Raw genomic sequence first — 16,548 nt, 5'->3', positions numbered from 1 at the left:
CCGCAATTCCGTCGCCCCTGTTTCCAGCCGGCGCCGCAGGGGCGGGGCCGGGTCTCGCCGGTCGTCTCCAAGATGGCTCTGGGAAGGGAGCGGGCCGCGAGGGCGTCGCATCCGGGCGAGGCGGCGGAATATAGCGGCTCGGCCTTGGTTGGCAAGCCGGAATCTCCGCCTTGCCAACAGGTCGCATCCGTCGCGCCACGGCCCCGGCGTGCCGCCGGGAAAATCCCTTGGCGGCACATCTTCCGGGCCCTCCCGAACCGGCGCGATCTCAGTCGCGCAGGAGGTCGTTGATGGAGGTCTTGGAGCGGGTCTGCGCGTCCACCCGCTTCACGATCACCGCGCAATAGAGCGAGGGGCCGGGGGTGCCGTCGGGCAGCGGCTTGCCGGGGAGCGCGCCGGGCACCACCACGGAATAGGCCGGCACCTCGCCGATGAAGATCTCGCCGGTCTGCCGGTCGATGATCTTGGTGGAGGCGGAGATGAACACGCCCATGGAGAGCACGGAGCCGCGGCGCACCACCACGCCTTCCACCACCTCGGAACGCGCGCCGATGAAGCAGTCGTCCTCGATGATGACCGGGCCGGCCTGGAGCGGCTCCAGCACGCCGCCGATGCCGACGCCGCCGGAGAGATGCACGTTCTTGCCGATCTGCGCGCAGGAGCCCACGGTGGCCCAGGTGTCCACCATGGTGCCCTCGCCCACATGGGCGCCGAGGTTCACGAAGGAGGGCATCAGCACCACGTTCGGCGCGATGAAGGCGGAGCGGCGCACCACGGCGCCGGGCACGGCACGGAAGCCGGCGGCGCGGAACTCGGCCTCGCCCCAGTTCAGGAACTTGGAGGGCACCTTGTCCCACCAATGGGCGCCGCCGGGGCCGCCGGGGATGGCTTCCATGTCGTTGAGGCGGAAGGAGAGCAGCACCGCCTTCTTCAGCCACTGGTTCACCGTCCATTGGCCGTTGGCGCCCTGCTCGGCCACGCGGGCGGCGCCGCTGTCCAGCAGCGTCAATGCCTCGTTCACCGCGTCGCGCACGGCGCCGGTGGTCGAGAAGCCGATCTCGGCGCGCTTTTCGAAGGCGTCGTCGATGGTGGCGGCAAGGGCGGACAGGCGGGCGGCGTCGGTCATGTCATCCTCCGGACGGGCAGCGTCGTTACGCGCCCTCTGATCGTTACGGGAAAGGGGTCAGCCGCGTTCCTTGACGGCCACGAACTTGAGCTTGGGCCATTCCTCGATGGCGCGGTCCAGCACCCACTGGCTGCGGGCGAGATAGACCGGCGCCTCGTCGCGGTCGCGCGCGGTGGAAGAGCGGTTGGTCTCCAGGAAGCGGTCCACCTCGGCCCGCTCGCCGACGATCCAGCGGGCGGTGACGAAGGAGGTGGTCTCGTAACGGATCGGCACGCCGTATTCCTTCTCCAGCCGCGCGGCGAGCACGTCGAGCTGGAGGGTGCCGACCACGCCGACGATGGGGGCGGGATCATTGACCAGCCGCAGCACCTGCACCACGCCCTCTTCCGCCATGTCCTGCAGCGCCTTCTGCAGCTGCTTGGCCTTCATGGGATCGGAGAGCAGCACGCGGCGCAGGATTTCCGGGGCGAAGTCCGGCAGGCCCTCGAACTTGATGCTCTCGCCCTCGGAGAGGGTGTCGCCCACGCGCAGCATGCCGTGGTTGGGAATGCCGATGATGTCGCCGGCCACCGCCTCGTCCACCGTCTCGCGCTCCTGGGCGAAGAAGAAGATGGGGTTGGCGATGGCCATGTTGCGCTTCTCGCGCGGGTTGAACAGCTTCATGCCGCGCTTGAAGCGGCCGGAGCACAGGCGCACGAAGGCCACGCGGTCCCGGTGGTTCGGGTCCATGTTGGCCTGCACCTTGAAGACGAAGCCGGAGACGAGATCCTCCGCCGGCTCCACGGTGCGGTCGCCGGCGGCGGTGCGTGGCAGCGGGCTCGGGCCGACCGCGCCCAAGCCGAACAGCAGTTCGGCCACCCCCGCCTCCTTCAGCGCCGAGCCGAAGAAGACCGGCGAGAGATGGCCCTCGCGGAAGGCGGCAAGATCGAACGGCGGCAGCACGCCCAGCGCCAGCGTCAGGCTCTCCACCGCCTCGTTGAGGATGCGCTCCTCCACGCCGTCGAGACCGATGAGGTCTTCGGGTTCGTTAAATGGCACCTCGCGCACCAGCGGACCGCCGCGCTCGGTGGCGAGCAGCGCGCGCTTGTTGGCGATGTCGATGAGGCCGCGGAAATCCACGCCCATGCCGATGGGCCAGGTGAGCGGGGTGAGGTCCAGCGCGAGAGTGGAGGACACCTCGTCCATCAGCGCGATGGGGTCGAGGCTTTCCCGGTCCACCTTGTTCACGAAGGTGAAGATGGGGATGTCGCGCAGGCGGCAGACCTCGAACAATTTGCGGGTCTGGCTCTCGATGCCCTTGGCGGCGTCGATCACCATTACCGCCGCGTCCACCGCCGAGAGGGTGCGGTAGGTGTCTTCGGAGAAGTCCGAGTGGCCGGGCGTGTCGAGCAGGTTGAAGACGATGCCGTCGCGCTCGAACGTCATCACCGAGGAGGTGACGGAAATGCCGCGCTGCTGCTCGATCTCCATCCAGTCCGAGCGGGTGCGGCGGCGCTCGCCGCGCGCCTTCACGTGGCCGGCCATGCGGATGGCGCCGGAGGCAAGCAACAGCTTTTCCGTGAGCGTGGTCTTGCCGGCGTCCGGATGGGAGATGATGGCGAAGGTGCGCCGGCGGGCAAAATCGGGCAGGTCCGCGAGGGCGGCGTTGGGGGTCTGGTCGAGCATGGGCGCCTTATAAGGGCAAATCGCGCGCCATGAAATGGCGGGATTGGCCCCCGAAGCCGATGGATTTCAAGGCGCGTAGAGCCGCCCCATGCGCTCCAGCGTCTCCTGCACCCGCGCCCGCAGCTCCGGCGGCTCCAGCACCTCCGCCTCGGGGCCGAAGCGCATCAGATCGCTGGTCGCCTCCCAGAGCGCGCCCACGCGCAGCGTGACGACCCTGTAGCCATCAGCATCCGGCGCGCCCGCCTCCATCCCCGCCCGCGAGACGGCGGAGGTGACATGCTCCAGCATCTGCTGGCCGAGGGGCGAGAGGCGCACCGTCGCGCGGTTGGGATACATCTCCGCCTCCAGCCGCCGCGCGCTCGCCCCCCAGAAGGCGGCGAGGTCGAAGCCGGGCGGCGGCTCGAACCGCTCGGCCAGCGCCTCCAGCTCCCGGATGCGGCTGATGCGGTAGGTCCGCACGCTGGCCTCCACCGCGCCGACGAGGTACCAGGCGCCGCTTTTCAGCACGAGGCCGAGCGGCGCGACGCGCCGGCGCTTCTCCGCCCGCCACGACTGGTAGCGGATCTCGATGAGGTGCTGCTCCCACGCCGCCGCCGCGACGGACTGGAGGAAGGGCGGCTCCTCCGCCTCATAGAACCAGCCCGGCGCATCGAGATGGAAGCGCGCCCGCATCCGGGCGGCGGCGCTGCGCAGGTTGGCGGGCAGGCCGGCCGTCACCTTGGTCTGCGCCGCCGCGAGCACCGCGCCGAGGCCCAGCGCGGCGGCCGCGTCGCCGAGACCCGAGAGGAACAGCGCCTGCGCCTCCTGCGCGGAAAGGCCGTTCAGCCGCGTGCGGTAGCCCTCCAGCAGCCGGTAGCCGCCGCCGGCCCCGCGCTCGGCATAGACGGGCACGCCCGCCGCGCTCAGGGCATCGATGTCGCGATAGATGGTGCGCAGCGAGACCTCGCATTCCTCCGCGAGGGCCTGGGCGGTGACCGCCCCGCGGGCCTGGAGCACCATGAGGATGGAGAGGAGGCGGCTGGCGCGCATGGGGATAGAGCTAGCAAACCTGACAGAAGGTGTCAGCCTTGGCCGTCTAGAGGTGTGGCGTCACCCCTCCCGACGACAGGAGATCTCATGACCGCCGACGACACCATCACCCTGTTCCACGCACCCCACACCCGCTCCTCCTGCGCGCTGACACTGATCGAGGAGCTGGGGGCGCCCTATCGCCTCCATGTGCTGAACATGAAGGCGGGCGAGCAGCGCCAGCCGGCCTATCTCGCCGTGAACCCCATGGGGAAGGTGCCCGCCATCCTGCACCGGGGCGAACTCGTGACCGAGCAGGTGGCGATCTTCATCCATCTCGCCGATGCCTTCCCCGAAGCCGGCCTCGCGCCTGGCCTGGGTGCGCCGGGGCGTGGCCCCTATCTGCGCTGGCTTGCCTATTACGGCGCCTGCTTCGAGCCCGCCCTCACCGACCGCGCGCTGAAGCGCGAGCCCGCCGCGCCCGCCATGTCGCCTTACGGCGACTACGACACCATGCTCGACACCGTGACGCGCGAACTGGCGGCGAAGCCCTATCTCCTGGGCGACCGGTGCACGGCGGCCGACATTTTGTGGGGCAATGCCTTCAACTGGGGCGTGATGTTCAAGCTGGTGCCGGAGACGCCGGTGATCGCCGATTACGTCGCGCGCATTACCGGCCGGCCCTCGGCGCTGAAGGTGACGGAGCTGGATGCGCGCCTCGCGGCCGAGCATCAGGCGGCGGTGGATGCCGCTGCGACCACCGGCTGAGCAGCGGGCCCGCGACAGGCGCTCCCCTCCCCTGCGAAAGCCCGGCTTTGCAAATGCCGCATTTCCCGCCAGAACTGGCGGCAAGAGCGTCGGCGCCGCATCCCGCGATGACGGTACCGGGCGATAAGCAGCGGGAGGCGCGCATGGTGTACAGGTCGGACCGCAGGCAACCCGAGGGGGCCGCGCGGCAGGCGCTTCGCCACACCCTCCGCAACACCGCCCTCGCCGGCCTGCTGCTCCTCGGCGGCGCCGCGCCCGCGCTGGCGCTGATGTCGCCGCAGGTCTATGCGAGCGCCCGCGAGGGGGCGAAGAGCGTCATCGTGGTGGCGGTGGAGGGGGTGACCCTCACGCCGCGCGCCTTCGGCACCTGCGCGGTGGCGGGAACGGTGAAGGTGGTGGAGCGCGGCGAGGCCTACACGGTCGGCCAGAAGGTGACGCTCGACATTCCCTGCGCCAAGCCCAACGCGCTGCCGCCGCTGGGCGGCACCATCTATCAGGAGACCGACAGGCTGCAGGCCGCCAAATTCGGCCGCGCCTATCTCGACGCCGACGGCAAGCTGGTGCTCTCGCAATATTTCCAGCTTGAGGCGCTGCCCTGAGGGGTCAGCTTTCGGTGACTCTGTAGAAGTGCCCCTCGATGGGCTCGACGAACAGGTCCATGCTCCCGGCCTTGACGTGACCGCCCGGCGCGACAGGGCAATGGTCGCGATCGAGCACCGGGCAGGGGTCCGTGCGGACAGCGTCGGTCTCGTCGTAGACGACCGCTTCAATGAGCGTTGCCGTCACGAACAGGGACAGGTCGCGCCATTCCAGAACCAGCCGGACGGGCGATGCCGGGTTCCGGGCGCGCGCCTCGTCAATCATCCGCTCATAGCGGGGAAGATGAACGCGGAACCAGAAGGCCTGCGCAGCCGCACCGACGGCGGGTAGGCTGAACAGGGTGGCGAGCACGGCCGAGACGCCGAGAACGCATGTCACCGCGCTCCGGGGACGTCGTCTCCACAACTGGATCGGAACCGCGATCGTCGCGCTAGCCAGGAAGCCGAGGACCGGAAACGCCAGCAGGACCGCAGCGGCGTTCAGCTCGAAAAAGACAACGAGCACCATTGCAAGGCACAGCGCGCCGGCAATGGCCGATACCCGTGGAGCCCACCGGTGTGGCCGCGTCTGGGTATCGCTCGCATTGTCTGTCGACCGGACAGGATCGGGACGCACTCTGGCCGTTCCGCCGCACGCCCTCTCAGTCGCCCTGACCAGGCTCCGGGGAGAACAGCTCTTCCTTGCCGGGCTTGCCGTCCCATTCCTTGGCGTCGGCGGGGGCGTCGCGCTTCAGGGTGATGTTGGGCCAGGTCTTGGCGTATTCGGCGTTGAGCGCGAGCCACTTCTCCAGCCCCGGCTCGGCATCCGGCTTGATGGCCTCGGCCGGGCATTCCGGCTCGCAGACGCCGCAGTCGATGCACTCGTCGGGGTGGATGACGAGCATGTTCTCGCCCTCGTAGAAGCAGTCCACCGGGCATACGGACACGCAGTCCATGTATTTGCAGCGGATGCAATTCTCGGTGACGACGTAGGTCATGGGCAATCCCTTTCGAGGGGCTCGGGTAGCGCAGGCGCACGCGCCACGCAAGCGGCGGCAGGCCAAAGGCCGATAAAACTGGGCGCGCCGCAGTCCCTAAATCCCGTCACGCTTCTGTTATTTCCTCGAAAAGCGCGAGAGCGGATGTAGCATCTCCCCGGCGTTCCGCAAAGGCTGTCACCCGCAGCACCCGCACCTGCCGGTCGAGGGCGATGGTGAGCACCTGCCCCGCCCGCACCATGTGGCCGGGGCTGGTGACCCGTGCGCCGTCGAGCCGCACATGGCCCGAACGGACGAGATCGGCGGCATCCTCGCGGGCGCGCACCACGCGGGCATGCCAGATCCAGCGGTCGAGCCTCTGCCGCTCCGCCGGATCGCTCACGGCTCAACCGCCCTTCTTCTCCGCCTCCAGCCGCGCCTTGAGGGCGGCGAGGGCGGCGAAGGGGCTGTCCGGGTCCGCCGGCTTCTCGCGGCGACGCTCCTGATGGGCGGGGCGGTTGTCCGCCCGCTGCTCGGGACGCGGGCCGCGATGGCCCTCGTTACGATGGCCCTCGTTCCTGTGCTCGCGATTGCCCTCGCCTTCGCGCGGGCCGCGGAAGGGACGGTCGCCGCGCGGCGGACGCGGGGCGCGCTCGCCCTCGGGGGCACCGGCCTCAGCGGGCGCCTGCTCGGGACGGCGGTGGGGCGGGCGTCCGTCGCGACGCTCGCCGCGGCCACCCCCCTTCTCGCCACCGCGCTCGCCGCGATCTCCACCGGGACGATCGCCGAAGCGGCGGCCTTCGCCGGCCGGGCGCTCGCGACGCGGCGCGCCGGGCGGACGGCCGGGACGCCACACCTCGATCAGCTCGGGCTCGGCGGGAGCGGCCTCGGCAGCAGCACCTTCGGCAACGATCTCGGCCGCACCTTCCACCGCCTCGGGACCACCGGGGGCGGCAGGCGCCTCCACCTCGGCCGCGACTTCGGCGGCAGTGGGATCGCCGGACACCTCGACCGCCTCGGCGGCAGCCTCGGCCTCGGCCGCATCGGCGAGAACGACGTCGGCGGGGGTCTCTTCAGCGGGAGCGTCCTCGGCAGGCGCCTCGACAAGCGCCTCGTCCACCGATTCGGCCGGCTCGTCCGCAGGGGCCTCGGCCGGCGCTTCCGCCGGGGCGTCGAACAGCAGGTCGGCCTCGATGGCGCCTTCCGGCAGCGGGGCCAGCTCCACGGGAGCCGCTTCCGGCGCGGCGGCGGGGGCCTCGGCCTCCGGCGGCGGCGGGGGGCGGCGCTCCATGCGATAGCCGAGCGACTTCAGGATGGAGGCGAAATCCTCCCCCGAGCAGCCGGCGAGCGAGGTCATGCCCACGGTGACGGTGAAGCCGCGCCCGTCCACCGCTCCGGCCGGCTTGGGGCCGGGGGAGTTGGGCCGCCACGCCAGCGCGGGGCGGATGAGGTCGGCGAGGCGCTCCAGAATGTCCACGCGCACCGCACGCTCGCCGCACACGCGGAAGCCGACGGCGCGGTAGAGCCCCTTCTGCACCTCGTGATCCACGGGGATGGAGGTGCGGCCGGAGGCGGCGAGGTGCGGCAGCTCGTCGAGGCCCTTCTGGGCGAGGCCGCCGTGCTTCAGCGCATAAAGCTCCGCCGCCAGCGCGCGCGGGGCGGGCTTCAGCAGCGCCGGCAGGTAGATGTGATGGGCGCCGAAGCGCACGCCATAGCCGCGCAGGGTGGCGCGGGCGGCCTGATCCAGCCCCTTCACCTCGTCGGCGACGCGGGCGCGCTCCAGCACGCCGAGGCTCTCGACGATCTGGAAGGCGATGCCACGGGCGATGCCGGTGATGTCCTCGGCGGTGCCGAGCTTGGTGAGCGCGCCGAGCAGCTTCTCGATATGGGCGGCGATCCACAGCGTGAGGCGGGCTTCCACCTGGTCGCGCGCGGGGCCGGTGAGATGCTCGTCGGCGATGATCTTGAAGCGCGGCTTCAGCACCTCGTCGCCGGGGATGAGCTTGGCCACCGCCTCGCCCGTCCAGCGGATGGTGCCGTCGAAGGTGAGGACGAACGCCTCGTCCACCGCCTGCGACAGGCGCTGGGCGCGCTGCTCGATCTCGCCGGCCAGCGCCTGCTGGGCGGCTGCGCGCAATGCCTTGGCCTCCTCGCCACCGGCCGCGGCTGCGGGATCGGGGGCGAACTGGAAGCCGTGGAGGTGGCCGATGACGTGGCCTTCGACGGTAACGTCACCGGTCTTGCTGATTTCAGTTTCGAGCATCGTGTTCTCTCGCAGGCGCCGCATGAGCACGCTGGTCCGCCGATCCACGAAACGCTGAGCCAGCCTTTCGTGCAACGCATCCGACAGCTTGTCCTCGACCCCTCTCGTGACGCCTTGCCAGTGCTCCGGATCCCTGAGCCAGTCGGGCCGGTTCGCAACGAAGGTGAGGGTCCTCACCTGCGCAATCCGGTTCGACAACGTGTCGATGTCGCCTTCTGCGCGATCGGTCAAGGCGATTTGACGCGCGAACCAATCATCGGGGATGCGGCCCCCCCCTTTTATGTGCCCGAAAAGGGTGCCCACCAGCTCCGCATGGGCGCCCGGGGAGACCTTGCGATAGTCCGGCACCTGGCAGGCATCCCACAGCCGTTCCACGTCGGCGGCGCCGTCGAGACGGCCCGTCACCTCCATGTCCCGGCTCATGATTTCAAGCACCGCAACGTCATCGGCGGTGGGCGCGCGGGTCAGCCCCTCCTCCTTCGGCAGGCGCGAAAGGGAAGCGAGGAGCGCGGCGGGCGACTGGAAATCGGCGACGGCGTTGCGCCATTGCAACACCTTCGCGGTGTCGAACACATGCTCCTCCAGCCGGGAGACCAGTTCCTCCTCGAACGGTGGACAACGCCCCGTCGTGCCGAACGTGCCGTCCCGCGTCGCGCGGCCGGCACGGCCGGCGATCTGCGCCATCTCGGAGGCATTGAGCTTGCGATACTGCCAGCCGTCGAACTTGCGGTCCGAGGCGAAGGCCACGTGGTCCACGTCGAGGTTGAGACCCATGCCGATGGCATCGGTGGCGACGAGATAATCCACATCGCCGGACTGGTAGAGATCCACCTGCGCATTGCGGGTACGCGGCGAGAGGGCGCCCATCACCACCGCCGCCCCGCCGCGCTGGCGGCGGATGAACTCGGCGATGGAATAGACCTCGTCCGCCGAGAAGGCGACGATGGCCGAGCGGCGCGGCAGGCGGGAAATCTTCCGCTCCCCGGCGAAGGTGAGGGTGGAGAGGCGCGGGCGCACCACCACGTTCACGCCGGGAATGAGCTTTTCCACAAGCGGGCGCATCGTGGCCGAGCCCAGCAGCAGCGTCTCGTGCCGGCCGCGCCGGTTCAGGATGCGATCGGTGAAGACGTGGCCGCGGTCAAGGTCCGTGGCGAGCTGGATCTCGTCGATGGCCACGAAGGCCACGTCGAGATCGCGCGGCATGGCCTCCACGGTGGAGACCCAGTAGCGGGCGTTCTCCCCATGGCGGCCCTTGGGCTTGATCTTCTCCTCGCCGGTGATGAGCGCGACCTTGTCCGCCCCCACCCGATCGACGATGCGCTGGTACACCTCGCGCGCGAGCAGGCGCAGCGGCAGGCCGATGATGCCGCTCTCATGGCCGAGCATGCGCTCGATGGCGAGGTGGGTCTTGCCCGTGTTGGTCGGGCCAAGGACCGCGCTCACCCCCCGCGCCCTCAGGTTGCGCGGCAGCACGGCCCATCGGGTGACGTCGTCCATCGGCTCTGGCGCAATCCACGTAAAGGAGGGGTGTCCTGTATCATATCGGGACGCGAGGGCCATGGCGAAAGGGGGCGCGCGGACATTCGGCGAACGGGAGGGGAGCGAATCAGTTTGCGGGCGGGGTTCGCGGGGTGTTCTCCGGCGGGGCGGGCTGAAGTCGTCCCCTCGCCCGTACCCGACGCTCCTCCCCTCTCCCGTCTCGCGGCGGAGCCGCGATCCACCCTCTCCCGCAAGGGGAGAGGGGTAGCCCTTGGGCCGAGGCCCGCGCTGCCGCCCAGACCCTTGACATCATGCGGCTTTTCCTTCCCATGGAGGTAGGGTGGCGCGGCGTGCGCGGTTTGGGGCTTGGAGGCGGACGGTGTTTCTGAAATGGGCTGAACTTTCCTCACCGGCCCTCGCGGCACTGGACAAATCCCGCATGGTCGCCGTTCTGCCCGTCGCCGCCGTGGAGCAGCACGGCCCGCATCTGCCGCTGGGCACCGACCTGTTCATCGCCGAGGCCTATGTGGAGCGCATCGCCTTCATGGTGCCGCGCGAGGTGGATGCGGTGTTCCTGCCCGTGCAGGCCGTGGGCAAGTCCGACGAGCACATCTCCTTCGCCGGCACGCTGACCCTTTCCCCCACCACCGCCATCGCCGCCTGGGTGGAGCTGGGCCGCAGCCTCGCCCGCGCCGGGGTGCGCCGCCTCGTGCTCATGAACACCCATGGCGGCAACGTGCCGGTGATCGATCTCGTGGCCCGCACGCTGCGGGTGGACCACAGGATGCTGGCCGTCACCTGCTCCATGCACCGCTTCGGCTATCCGGTGGGCCTGTTCTCCGATCACGAGCGGGCGCACGGCATCCATGGCGGGGAGATCGAGACCTCGCTGATGCTCGCGTTCCGCCCTGAACTGGTGGACATGAGCCACGCCGGGCCGTTCCCGCCCTATTCCATCGCCATGGAAACCGAGTTCCAGCGCCTGCGCGCCAACCACCCCGTCGGCTTCGGCTGGCTGGCCGAGGATCTCAGCCCCGACGGCGCCATGGGCGACGCCACCCACGCCACGGCCCTCAAGGGCGAGGCCGCCTACGAATACGGCTCCCGCGCCTTCGTGGAGCTTCTGAGGGACGTGGCGGCGTTCGATCTGGCGCGGCTGGAGCCGCATGCGTGAGGGGTAAGGACGGGGACGGCAGGCCAAAGCGCCTGCTCCCCATGTCACTGCGTCATCCCCCGGCTTGTCCGGGATCCACGGTTGGGCTGGATCCGGCTCTCGAACATGGCTCAGGCGACGCAGTGGATCGCCCGGACGAGCCGGGCGATGACGGCGGGAAGGGAGCGCTTAAGTAACCCGTCCCTGACGGCGCAAAATCGCCCTAGCCCCGCTCCGCCGCCGCGATCAGCTCCGGAAGCCGGGCGTGGTTGAGCGCCAGCCATTGCAGCGCCAGAATAAGAAATCCGTTGATGCAGCGCCCCGCGCCGATGGCGGCGAGGGCCTCGTCTACCGGCACGGCGAAGGGGCGGGTGGTCTCCGTCTCCGCCGCCGATCCCGCCCGCTCGGGCAGGCCGGACGCATCGAGGATGCCGAGGTAGAGCTGCGCCATCTCGTCCGTCACACCGGGCGTGGGGGTGAAGGCGAGCATGGGCACGAGGGCGCGGGGCGCGACGCCCGCTTCCTCCACGCACTCCCGCCGGGCGGCGGCTTCCGGGTCTTCCCCCTTTTCCACCATGCCGGCGACGATCTCGATGAGATCGCCCTTGCCCCCCGCGAGGTGCGCCGAGAGGCGGAACTGGCGGATCAGCACCACGAGGTCGCGCTCCGGATCATAGCCCAGCACGCCCACCACCCGCCCGCCGCGCACGATGTCACGCACTTGGCGGTCGCTCGTGCCGTCCGCGTGGTGCAGGACGAGGTGGTAGCGCTCATAGGGGCGGAAGCCCTTGGCCAGAAGCTCCGGCCCGTCCACGTCCACACGGGCGGGACGATCCTCCATCACCGTCACTGGCGCACCACGCCGTGGCCGGCGGTGTCGAGGTTGAAGGCGGCGGCGAACAAAGCGCGGGTGTAGTCCTCCCGCGGATGCTCGAACACGTCGTGCGCCGGCCCCTCCTCCACCATCTTGCCGTTGCGCATGACGAGGATGCGGCTCGCCAGCGCGGACACCACGCGCAGATCGTGGGAGATGAACATGAAGGTGAGGTCGCGCTTCTTCTGAAGCGCGCGCAGGAGATCGACGATCTGCGCCTGCACGATCATGTCGAGCGCGCTCGTCGGCTCGTCCAGCACCACGAAGGAGGGCTCCAGCGCCATGGCGCGGGCAATCGAGATGCGCTGGCGCTGGCCGCCGGAAAATTCGTGCGGATAGCGGTGCCGCGTCTCGGGATCGAGCCCCACGTCGGCGAGGGCCGCGATCACCCGCGCCTCGCGCTCGTCGGCGGACAGCTTGCGCTGGTGGACGAGGAGCCCCTCCTCCACGATTTCCGCCACCGACATGCGCGGCGAGAGCGCGCCATAGGGGTCCTGGAACACGATCTGGAGGTCGGACCGCAGCGGCCGCATGGCCTTGAAGCTCAGTCCGTCGATGGGCTTGCCGAGGAAGGCGATGGGCCCGGAGCTGGAGATGAGCCGCAGCAGCGCGAGGCCGAGCGTGGTCTTGCCCGATCCGCTCTCCCCCACCACGCCCAGCGTCTCGCCCCGGCGGATGGCGACGGAGACCCCGTCCACCGCCTTCACGTGTCCCACCGTCTTGCGCAGGATGCCGCGCTTGATGGGGAAATAGACCTTGAGGTCGTTCGCCTCCACCACGATGGGTGCGTCGGGGGCGATGGGGGCCGGGTCCGGCTTCGGCTCGGCCTTGAGCAGCGCCTGCGTGTAGGGGTGCTTGGGGTGGAGGAAGGTCGCCTCCGCCCCCCCCTGCTCCACGATCTCGCCCTTCTGCATCACGCACACCCGGTCCGCGATCTTGCGCACGATGCCGAGGTCATGGGTGATGAACAGCATGGCCATGCCGAGCCGCGCCTGAAGCTCCTTCAGAAGCTTCAGGATCTGCGCCTGCACGGTGACATCGAGCGCCGTGGTGGGCTCGTCGGCGATCAGCAGGTCCGGCTCGTTGGCGAGCGCCATGGCGATCATCACGCGCTGGCGCTGGCCGCCGGACAATTGGTGCGGAAAGGCGTTGAGCCGCTCCTCCGGCTGGGGGATGCCCACCTCGGCGAGCAGCTCCAGCGTGCGGGCGCGGGCGGCGTGGGCCGACATGCCGCGATGGAGGATCAGCATCTCCCCCACCTGCCGCTCGATGGAATGGAGCGGGTTGAGCGAACTCATGGGCTCCTGGAACACCATGGTGATGTTGTTGCCCCGGATGCCCCGCAACTCCCGCTCGGGGACGGTGAGCAGGTCGCGCCCCTTGAACAGGATCTCGCCCGAGGGGTGGCTCGCCGAGGGATAGGGCAGCAGCTTCAGCACCGACAGCGCCGTGACCGACTTGCCGGAGCCGGATTCGCCAACCAGTGCCAGCGTCTCGCCCTTGGCGAGCTCGAACGACACAGTCTTCACCGCCAGAGCCGGCGGCGCGCCATCGCCGCGGCGGAAGGCGACGGAGAGGTCGCGGACGGAGAGGAGGGGTGTGGTCATTTGGGATTGACGATGTCGTCCACGGTGAAGGGAGAAAGAGGCAGTCGCGCCATGCCAGTCGGCACGGCGATCCGCTCGTCAGCAGAAACAAAGAACCCACAGCCCCCCAGTTGCGCCGTCGCGACATGGATCGCGTCCGGCAGCTTGAGGGAGGCGCGGCCGGCACGAAGCCGCGCGGCGGCGACCAGAACAGCCCGGTCGACCGGACTCACATCGAAGCCGACGGAGGGCGCGATCATGCCCTGATAGGCTTCGACCACAGCGTCGGCTCCACGCTCCAGGGGTTTCACCAGCACCTCGGACAAGGTCAGTTCGCTGGTGACACCAACGAACTCACCCTCCTCAAGGGACGACAAAACCCACCACGCATGGTCGGATCGCGCGCCTGCCTGCTCCATGGCGGTGATGAAAACAATCGTGTCGAGATTGACGCGAGGCACCGTCATCGACGATCCCATTCGTCCCGCAGCGCCCGGACATGATCGACGATCTCGTCGGTCGTCAGGAACTCCGTCCGGCGCAAATGCTTCCACCGCGTGAAATGACCTGCGGCCGGAGAGATATCAGGCGCTTCCTCTTCCAGAGACACCGTGACGGACGCATGCGTGATCCCGTCCCGCAAATCCTCGGGCAGCTTTTCCACCGGGTAGTTCTGGCGCACGATCCTGTTCATCTCAGCCAACCTCGCGCATTCATCCTACCACACCCGCCCCTCACCCGAACGTCTTGCGCGGGTCGAAGGCGTCGCGCACCGCCTCGCCGATGAAGATGAGGAGGCTCAGCATCACCGCCACGGTGAAGAAGCCGGTGAGGCCCAGCCAGGGGGCCTGAATGTTGTTCTTGCCCTGCGACAGCATCTCGCCCAGCGAGGGCGAGCCGGGGGGCAGGCCGAAGCCGAGGAAGTCCAGCGCCGTCAGCGTCATCACCGAAGAGGAGAGGATGAAGGGCAGCATGGTCAGCGTCGCCACCATGGCGTTGGGCAGCATGTGCCGCGTCATGATGGTGAGATTGCCGACCCCCAGCGCCCGCGCCGCCTGCACGTATTCGAAATTGCGCGCGCGCAGGAATTCGGCGCGCACCAGCCCCACCAGCGACACCCAGGAGAACAGGAGCAGGATGCCCAGCAGCACCCAGAAGCCCGGCACCAGCACCGAGGAGATGATGAGCAGCAGATAGAGCGAGGGAATGGCTGTCCAGATCTCGATGAAGCGCTGGAACAGCAGGTCCACCCAGCCGCCGAAATAGCCCTGCACCGCGCCCGCCGCCACGCCCACCACGGACGAGACGATGGTCAGCGCGAGGCCGAACAGCACCGAGATGCGGAATCCGTAGATGAGCCGGGCCACCACGTCGCGGCCCTGGTCGTCGGTGCCGAGCCAGTTCATCTCAAGGCCGGCGCAGCCGGAGACGCCCTTCTTCTCCGCCGCCGCCTTGCATTGCTCTTCGGTGAGCATCCAGGTGGGCGGCGAGGGTGCGGGGGTGGGCAGGTCCAGATTGTGGGTGGAATAGGAGAAGCGGATGGGGGGCCACACCATCCAGCCGCCCTTCTCGGCGATCAGCTTCTGGAGGAAGGGGTCGCGATAGTCCGCATCGGTCTCGAAATCGCCGCCGAACGCCGTCTCCGGATAGGCCTTCACCACGGGGAAGTAATAGCCGCCGTCATAGGAGACGAGGATGGGCTTGTCGTTGGCGATGAATTCGGCGCCGAGGCTGAGCACGAACAGCACCATGAAGACGACGAAGGCCCAATAGCCGCGCCCGTTGCCGCGGAAATTGGCGAGCCGCCGCCGGTTGAGCGGAGAAAGGGCGAACCGCCCTTTCGGCCGGCCCTCGCCGGGGGGCGGCAGCGCGCCGTGGGCGGTGTCGCGGGCGGCGGGCACGTCGGTGGGCGCGCCGGGCTGGAGCACGGGAACGGCATCCATGGCTCAGACCTCCCGCGTCTCGAAGTCGATCCTGGGATCGACCAGCATGTAGGTGAGGTCCGAGATGAGGCCGACGATGAGGCCCGCCAGCGAGAAGATGTAGAGGGTGGCGAACACCACCGGATAGTCGCGGTTGAGCACGCTCTCGAAGCCGAGCAGGCCGAGGCCGTCCAGCGAGAAGATGGTCTCGATCAGGAGCGAGCCGGAGAAGAAGGCGGCGATGAAGGCGCTCGGGAAGCCGGCGATGACGATGAGCATGGCGTTGCGGAACACATGGCCGTAGAGCACCCGGCTTTCCGAGAGCCCCTTCATCCGCGCCGTGGTGACGTACTGCTTGCGGATCTCCTCCAGGAACGAGTTCTTGGTCAGCAGCGTCATGGTGGCGAAGGCGCCGAGCACCATGGAGGTGAGCGGCAGCGCCAGATGCCAGAAATAATCGACGATGCGCTCCGGCCAGCTCATCTGCCAGAAATTCTCGGAGGTGAGGCCGCGCAGCGGGAAGAGATCGAGGAAGGAGCCGCCGGCGAACAGGATGATGAGCAGGATGGCGAACAGGAAGGAGGGAATGGCATAGCCGACGATGATGACGGCCGAGGTCCACACATCGAAGCGCGAGCCGTCGCGCATGGCCTTGGCGATGCCGAGCGGGATCGAGATGAGGTAGGTGATGAGCGTCATCCACAGGCCGAGCGAGATGGACACCGGCATCTTCTCGCCGATCAGCTCCAGCACCGAGATGTCGCGGAAATAGGACTTGCCGAAATTGAAGGTGGCATAGTCCGTGATCATCTTCAGGAAGCGCTCGTGGGGCGGCTTGTCGAAGCCGAACTGCTTCTCCAGCTCCTTGATGAAGGCCGGGTCGAGCCCCTGCGCGCCGCGATATTTGGACGACATGTCCGCCGCCGCCCCCGCCTGCGCCGCCGCGCCCGCCCCGCTGAAGTCGCCGCCGCCGCCGGACACGCGCTGGGTGGCGGAGACATCCTCGCCGGTGAGCTGCGCGATCACGCGCTCCACCGGCCCGCCGGGGGCGAACTGGATGACCACGAACGACACCAGCATGATGCCGAGAATGGTCGGCACCATGAGGGCGATACGGCGGACGATGTAGGCGAGCATCAGGCGTCCCGT

16 protein-coding genes are annotated in these 16,548 nt (G+C 69.0%); 3 read left to right on the top strand and 13 right to left on the bottom strand.

What is annotated here, in order from left to right; translation table 11 throughout:
• Window positions 1-268 precede the first annotated feature (268 nt).
• The 3 genes from dapD to J2126_RS15130 form a co-directional block, all read right to left on the bottom strand.
• Entirely contained in the window at window positions 269-1,126 is an 858-nt protein-coding gene (gene dapD, locus J2126_RS15140; RefSeq protein ID WP_209487741.1) for a 2,3,4,5-tetrahydropyridine-2,6-dicarboxylate N-succinyltransferase, read from the bottom strand.
• Between the two features lie 57 nt (window positions 1,127-1,183).
• Window positions 1,184-2,791 carry a peptide chain release factor 3 gene (locus J2126_RS15135; RefSeq protein WP_209487740.1) on the bottom strand — a complete coding sequence of 536 codons (1,608 nt, stop codon included), beginning with the start codon at window positions 2,789-2,791 and terminating at the stop codon, window positions 1,184-1,186.
• A 66-nt stretch (window positions 2,792-2,857) separates the two neighbouring features.
• A complete protein-coding gene (locus tag J2126_RS15130) occupies window positions 2,858-3,820 on the bottom strand; it encodes a helix-turn-helix transcriptional regulator (protein WP_209487739.1) in 963 nt (320 codons plus the stop codon).
• Window positions 3,821-3,907: 87 nt separating this feature from the next.
• Between J2126_RS15130 and J2126_RS15125 the strand changes: the two genes are divergently transcribed.
• On the top strand, window positions 3,908-4,567 hold the full coding sequence (locus J2126_RS15125; protein WP_209487738.1) for a glutathione S-transferase family protein: 660 nt from the start codon (window positions 3,908-3,910) through the stop codon (window positions 4,565-4,567).
• Between the two features lie 143 nt (window positions 4,568-4,710).
• Entirely contained in the window at window positions 4,711-5,166 is a 456-nt protein-coding gene (locus J2126_RS15120) for a hypothetical protein (protein WP_209487737.1), read from the top strand.
• A 4-nt stretch (window positions 5,167-5,170) separates the two neighbouring features.
• On the opposite strand, the gene J2126_RS15115 is transcribed toward J2126_RS15120, so the two are convergent.
• From J2126_RS15115 to J2126_RS15100, 4 genes are all read right to left on the bottom strand, one after another.
• Complete coding sequence (locus J2126_RS15115; protein WP_209487736.1) at window positions 5,171-5,674, bottom strand: hypothetical protein; 504 nt, start codon at window positions 5,672-5,674, stop codon at window positions 5,171-5,173.
• 133 nt (window positions 5,675-5,807) lie between these two features.
• A complete protein-coding gene (fdxA, locus tag J2126_RS15110) occupies window positions 5,808-6,143 on the bottom strand; it encodes a ferredoxin FdxA (protein ID WP_024277374.1) in 336 nt (111 codons plus the stop codon).
• 106 nt (window positions 6,144-6,249) lie between these two features.
• Window positions 6,250-6,525 (bottom strand): RNA-binding S4 domain-containing protein, encoded by a 276-nt coding sequence (locus J2126_RS15105; RefSeq protein ID WP_209487735.1) that lies wholly within the window; start codon window positions 6,523-6,525, stop codon window positions 6,250-6,252.
• A gap of 3 nt (window positions 6,526-6,528) precedes the next feature.
• Window positions 6,529-9,882, bottom strand: coding sequence for a helicase-related protein (locus J2126_RS15100; RefSeq protein ID WP_209487734.1), 3,354 nt, complete (start codon window positions 9,880-9,882; stop codon window positions 6,529-6,531).
• Window positions 9,883-10,243: 361 nt separating this feature from the next.
• On the opposite strand from J2126_RS15100, the gene J2126_RS15095 reads away from it, so the two are divergent.
• A complete protein-coding gene (locus J2126_RS15095; RefSeq protein ID WP_432445336.1) occupies window positions 10,244-11,038 on the top strand; it encodes a creatininase family protein in 795 nt (264 codons plus the stop codon).
• A 202-nt stretch (window positions 11,039-11,240) separates the two neighbouring features.
• On the opposite strand, the gene J2126_RS15090 is transcribed toward J2126_RS15095, so the two are convergent.
• Genes J2126_RS15090 through J2126_RS15065 form a run of 6 tightly spaced genes read right to left on the bottom strand, consistent with a single transcriptional unit; the run spans window position 11,241 to window position 16,536 of the window.
• Window positions 11,241-11,858: an NUDIX domain-containing protein gene (locus J2126_RS15090; protein ID WP_209487732.1), complete on the bottom strand. Its 618-nt coding sequence runs from the start codon at window positions 11,856-11,858 to the stop codon at window positions 11,241-11,243.
• Window positions 11,859-11,863: 5 nt separating this feature from the next.
• A complete protein-coding gene (locus J2126_RS15085; RefSeq protein ID WP_209487731.1) occupies window positions 11,864-13,498 on the bottom strand; it encodes an ABC transporter ATP-binding protein in 1,635 nt (544 codons plus the stop codon).
• Window positions 13,495-13,944, bottom strand: coding sequence for a type II toxin-antitoxin system VapC family toxin (locus J2126_RS15080; protein ID WP_209487730.1), 450 nt, complete (start codon window positions 13,942-13,944; stop codon window positions 13,495-13,497). The genes J2126_RS15085 and J2126_RS15080 overlap by 4 nt, the downstream gene beginning before the upstream one ends.
• Window positions 13,941-14,171: a hypothetical protein gene (locus J2126_RS15075; RefSeq protein WP_209487729.1), complete on the bottom strand. Its 231-nt coding sequence runs from the start codon at window positions 14,169-14,171 to the stop codon at window positions 13,941-13,943. Before J2126_RS15075 ends, J2126_RS15080 begins: the two co-directional genes overlap by 4 nt.
• A 40-nt stretch (window positions 14,172-14,211) precedes the next feature.
• A complete protein-coding gene (locus J2126_RS15070) occupies window positions 14,212-15,420 on the bottom strand; it encodes an ABC transporter permease (protein WP_209487728.1) in 1,209 nt (402 codons plus the stop codon).
• Window positions 15,421-15,423: 3 nt separating this feature from the next.
• Window positions 15,424-16,536: a microcin C ABC transporter permease YejB gene (locus J2126_RS15065; protein WP_209487727.1), complete on the bottom strand. Its 1,113-nt coding sequence runs from the start codon at window positions 16,534-16,536 to the stop codon at window positions 15,424-15,426.
• Window positions 16,537-16,548 lie beyond the last annotated feature (12 nt).

This window comes from Xanthobacter flavus, from assembly GCF_017875275.1.
GTDB lineage: Bacteria > Pseudomonadota > Alphaproteobacteria > Rhizobiales > Xanthobacteraceae > Xanthobacter > Xanthobacter flavus_A.
Note: the sequence above shows the minus strand (reverse complement) of the source record. Positions and strands in the feature narration are given on the sequence as shown.

Bases quoted from the DNA above. Each gene is read 5' to 3' on its own strand.
- dapD (WP_209487741.1), bottom strand. From the start codon at position 1,126: ATGACCGACGCCGCCCGCCTGTCCGCCCTTGCCGCCACCATCGACGAC.
- J2126_RS15135 (WP_209487740.1), bottom strand. From the start codon at position 2,791: ATGCTCGACCAGACCCCCAACGCCGCCCTCGCGGACCTGCCCGATTTT.
- J2126_RS15130 (WP_209487739.1), bottom strand. From the start codon at position 3,820: ATGCGCGCCAGCCGCCTCCTCTCCATCCTCATGGTGCTCCAGGCCCGC.
- J2126_RS15125 (WP_209487738.1), top strand. From the start codon at position 3,908: ATGACCGCCGACGACACCATCACCCTGTTCCACGCACCCCACACCCGC.
- J2126_RS15120 (WP_209487737.1), top strand. From the start codon at position 4,711: ATGGTGTACAGGTCGGACCGCAGGCAACCCGAGGGGGCCGCGCGGCAG.
- J2126_RS15115 (WP_209487736.1), bottom strand. From the start codon at position 5,674: ATGGTGCTCGTTGTCTTTTTCGAGCTGAACGCCGCTGCGGTCCTGCTG.
- fdxA (WP_024277374.1), bottom strand. From the start codon at position 6,143: ATGACCTACGTCGTCACCGAGAATTGCATCCGCTGCAAATACATGGAC.
- J2126_RS15100 (WP_209487734.1), bottom strand. From the start codon at position 9,882: ATGGACGACGTCACCCGATGGGCCGTGCTGCCGCGCAACCTGAGGGCG.
- J2126_RS15090 (WP_209487732.1), bottom strand. From the start codon at position 11,858: ATGGAGGATCGTCCCGCCCGTGTGGACGTGGACGGGCCGGAGCTTCTG.
- J2126_RS15085 (WP_209487731.1), bottom strand. From the start codon at position 13,498: ATGACCACACCCCTCCTCTCCGTCCGCGACCTCTCCGTCGCCTTCCGC.
- J2126_RS15080 (WP_209487730.1), bottom strand. From the start codon at position 13,944: ATGACGGTGCCTCGCGTCAATCTCGACACGATTGTTTTCATCACCGCC.
- J2126_RS15075 (WP_209487729.1), bottom strand. From the start codon at position 14,171: ATGAACAGGATCGTGCGCCAGAACTACCCGGTGGAAAAGCTGCCCGAG.
- J2126_RS15070 (WP_209487728.1), bottom strand. From the start codon at position 15,420: ATGGATGCCGTTCCCGTGCTCCAGCCCGGCGCGCCCACCGACGTGCCC.
- J2126_RS15065 (WP_209487727.1), bottom strand. From the start codon at position 16,536: ATGCTCGCCTACATCGTCCGCCGTATCGCCCTCATGGTGCCGACCATT.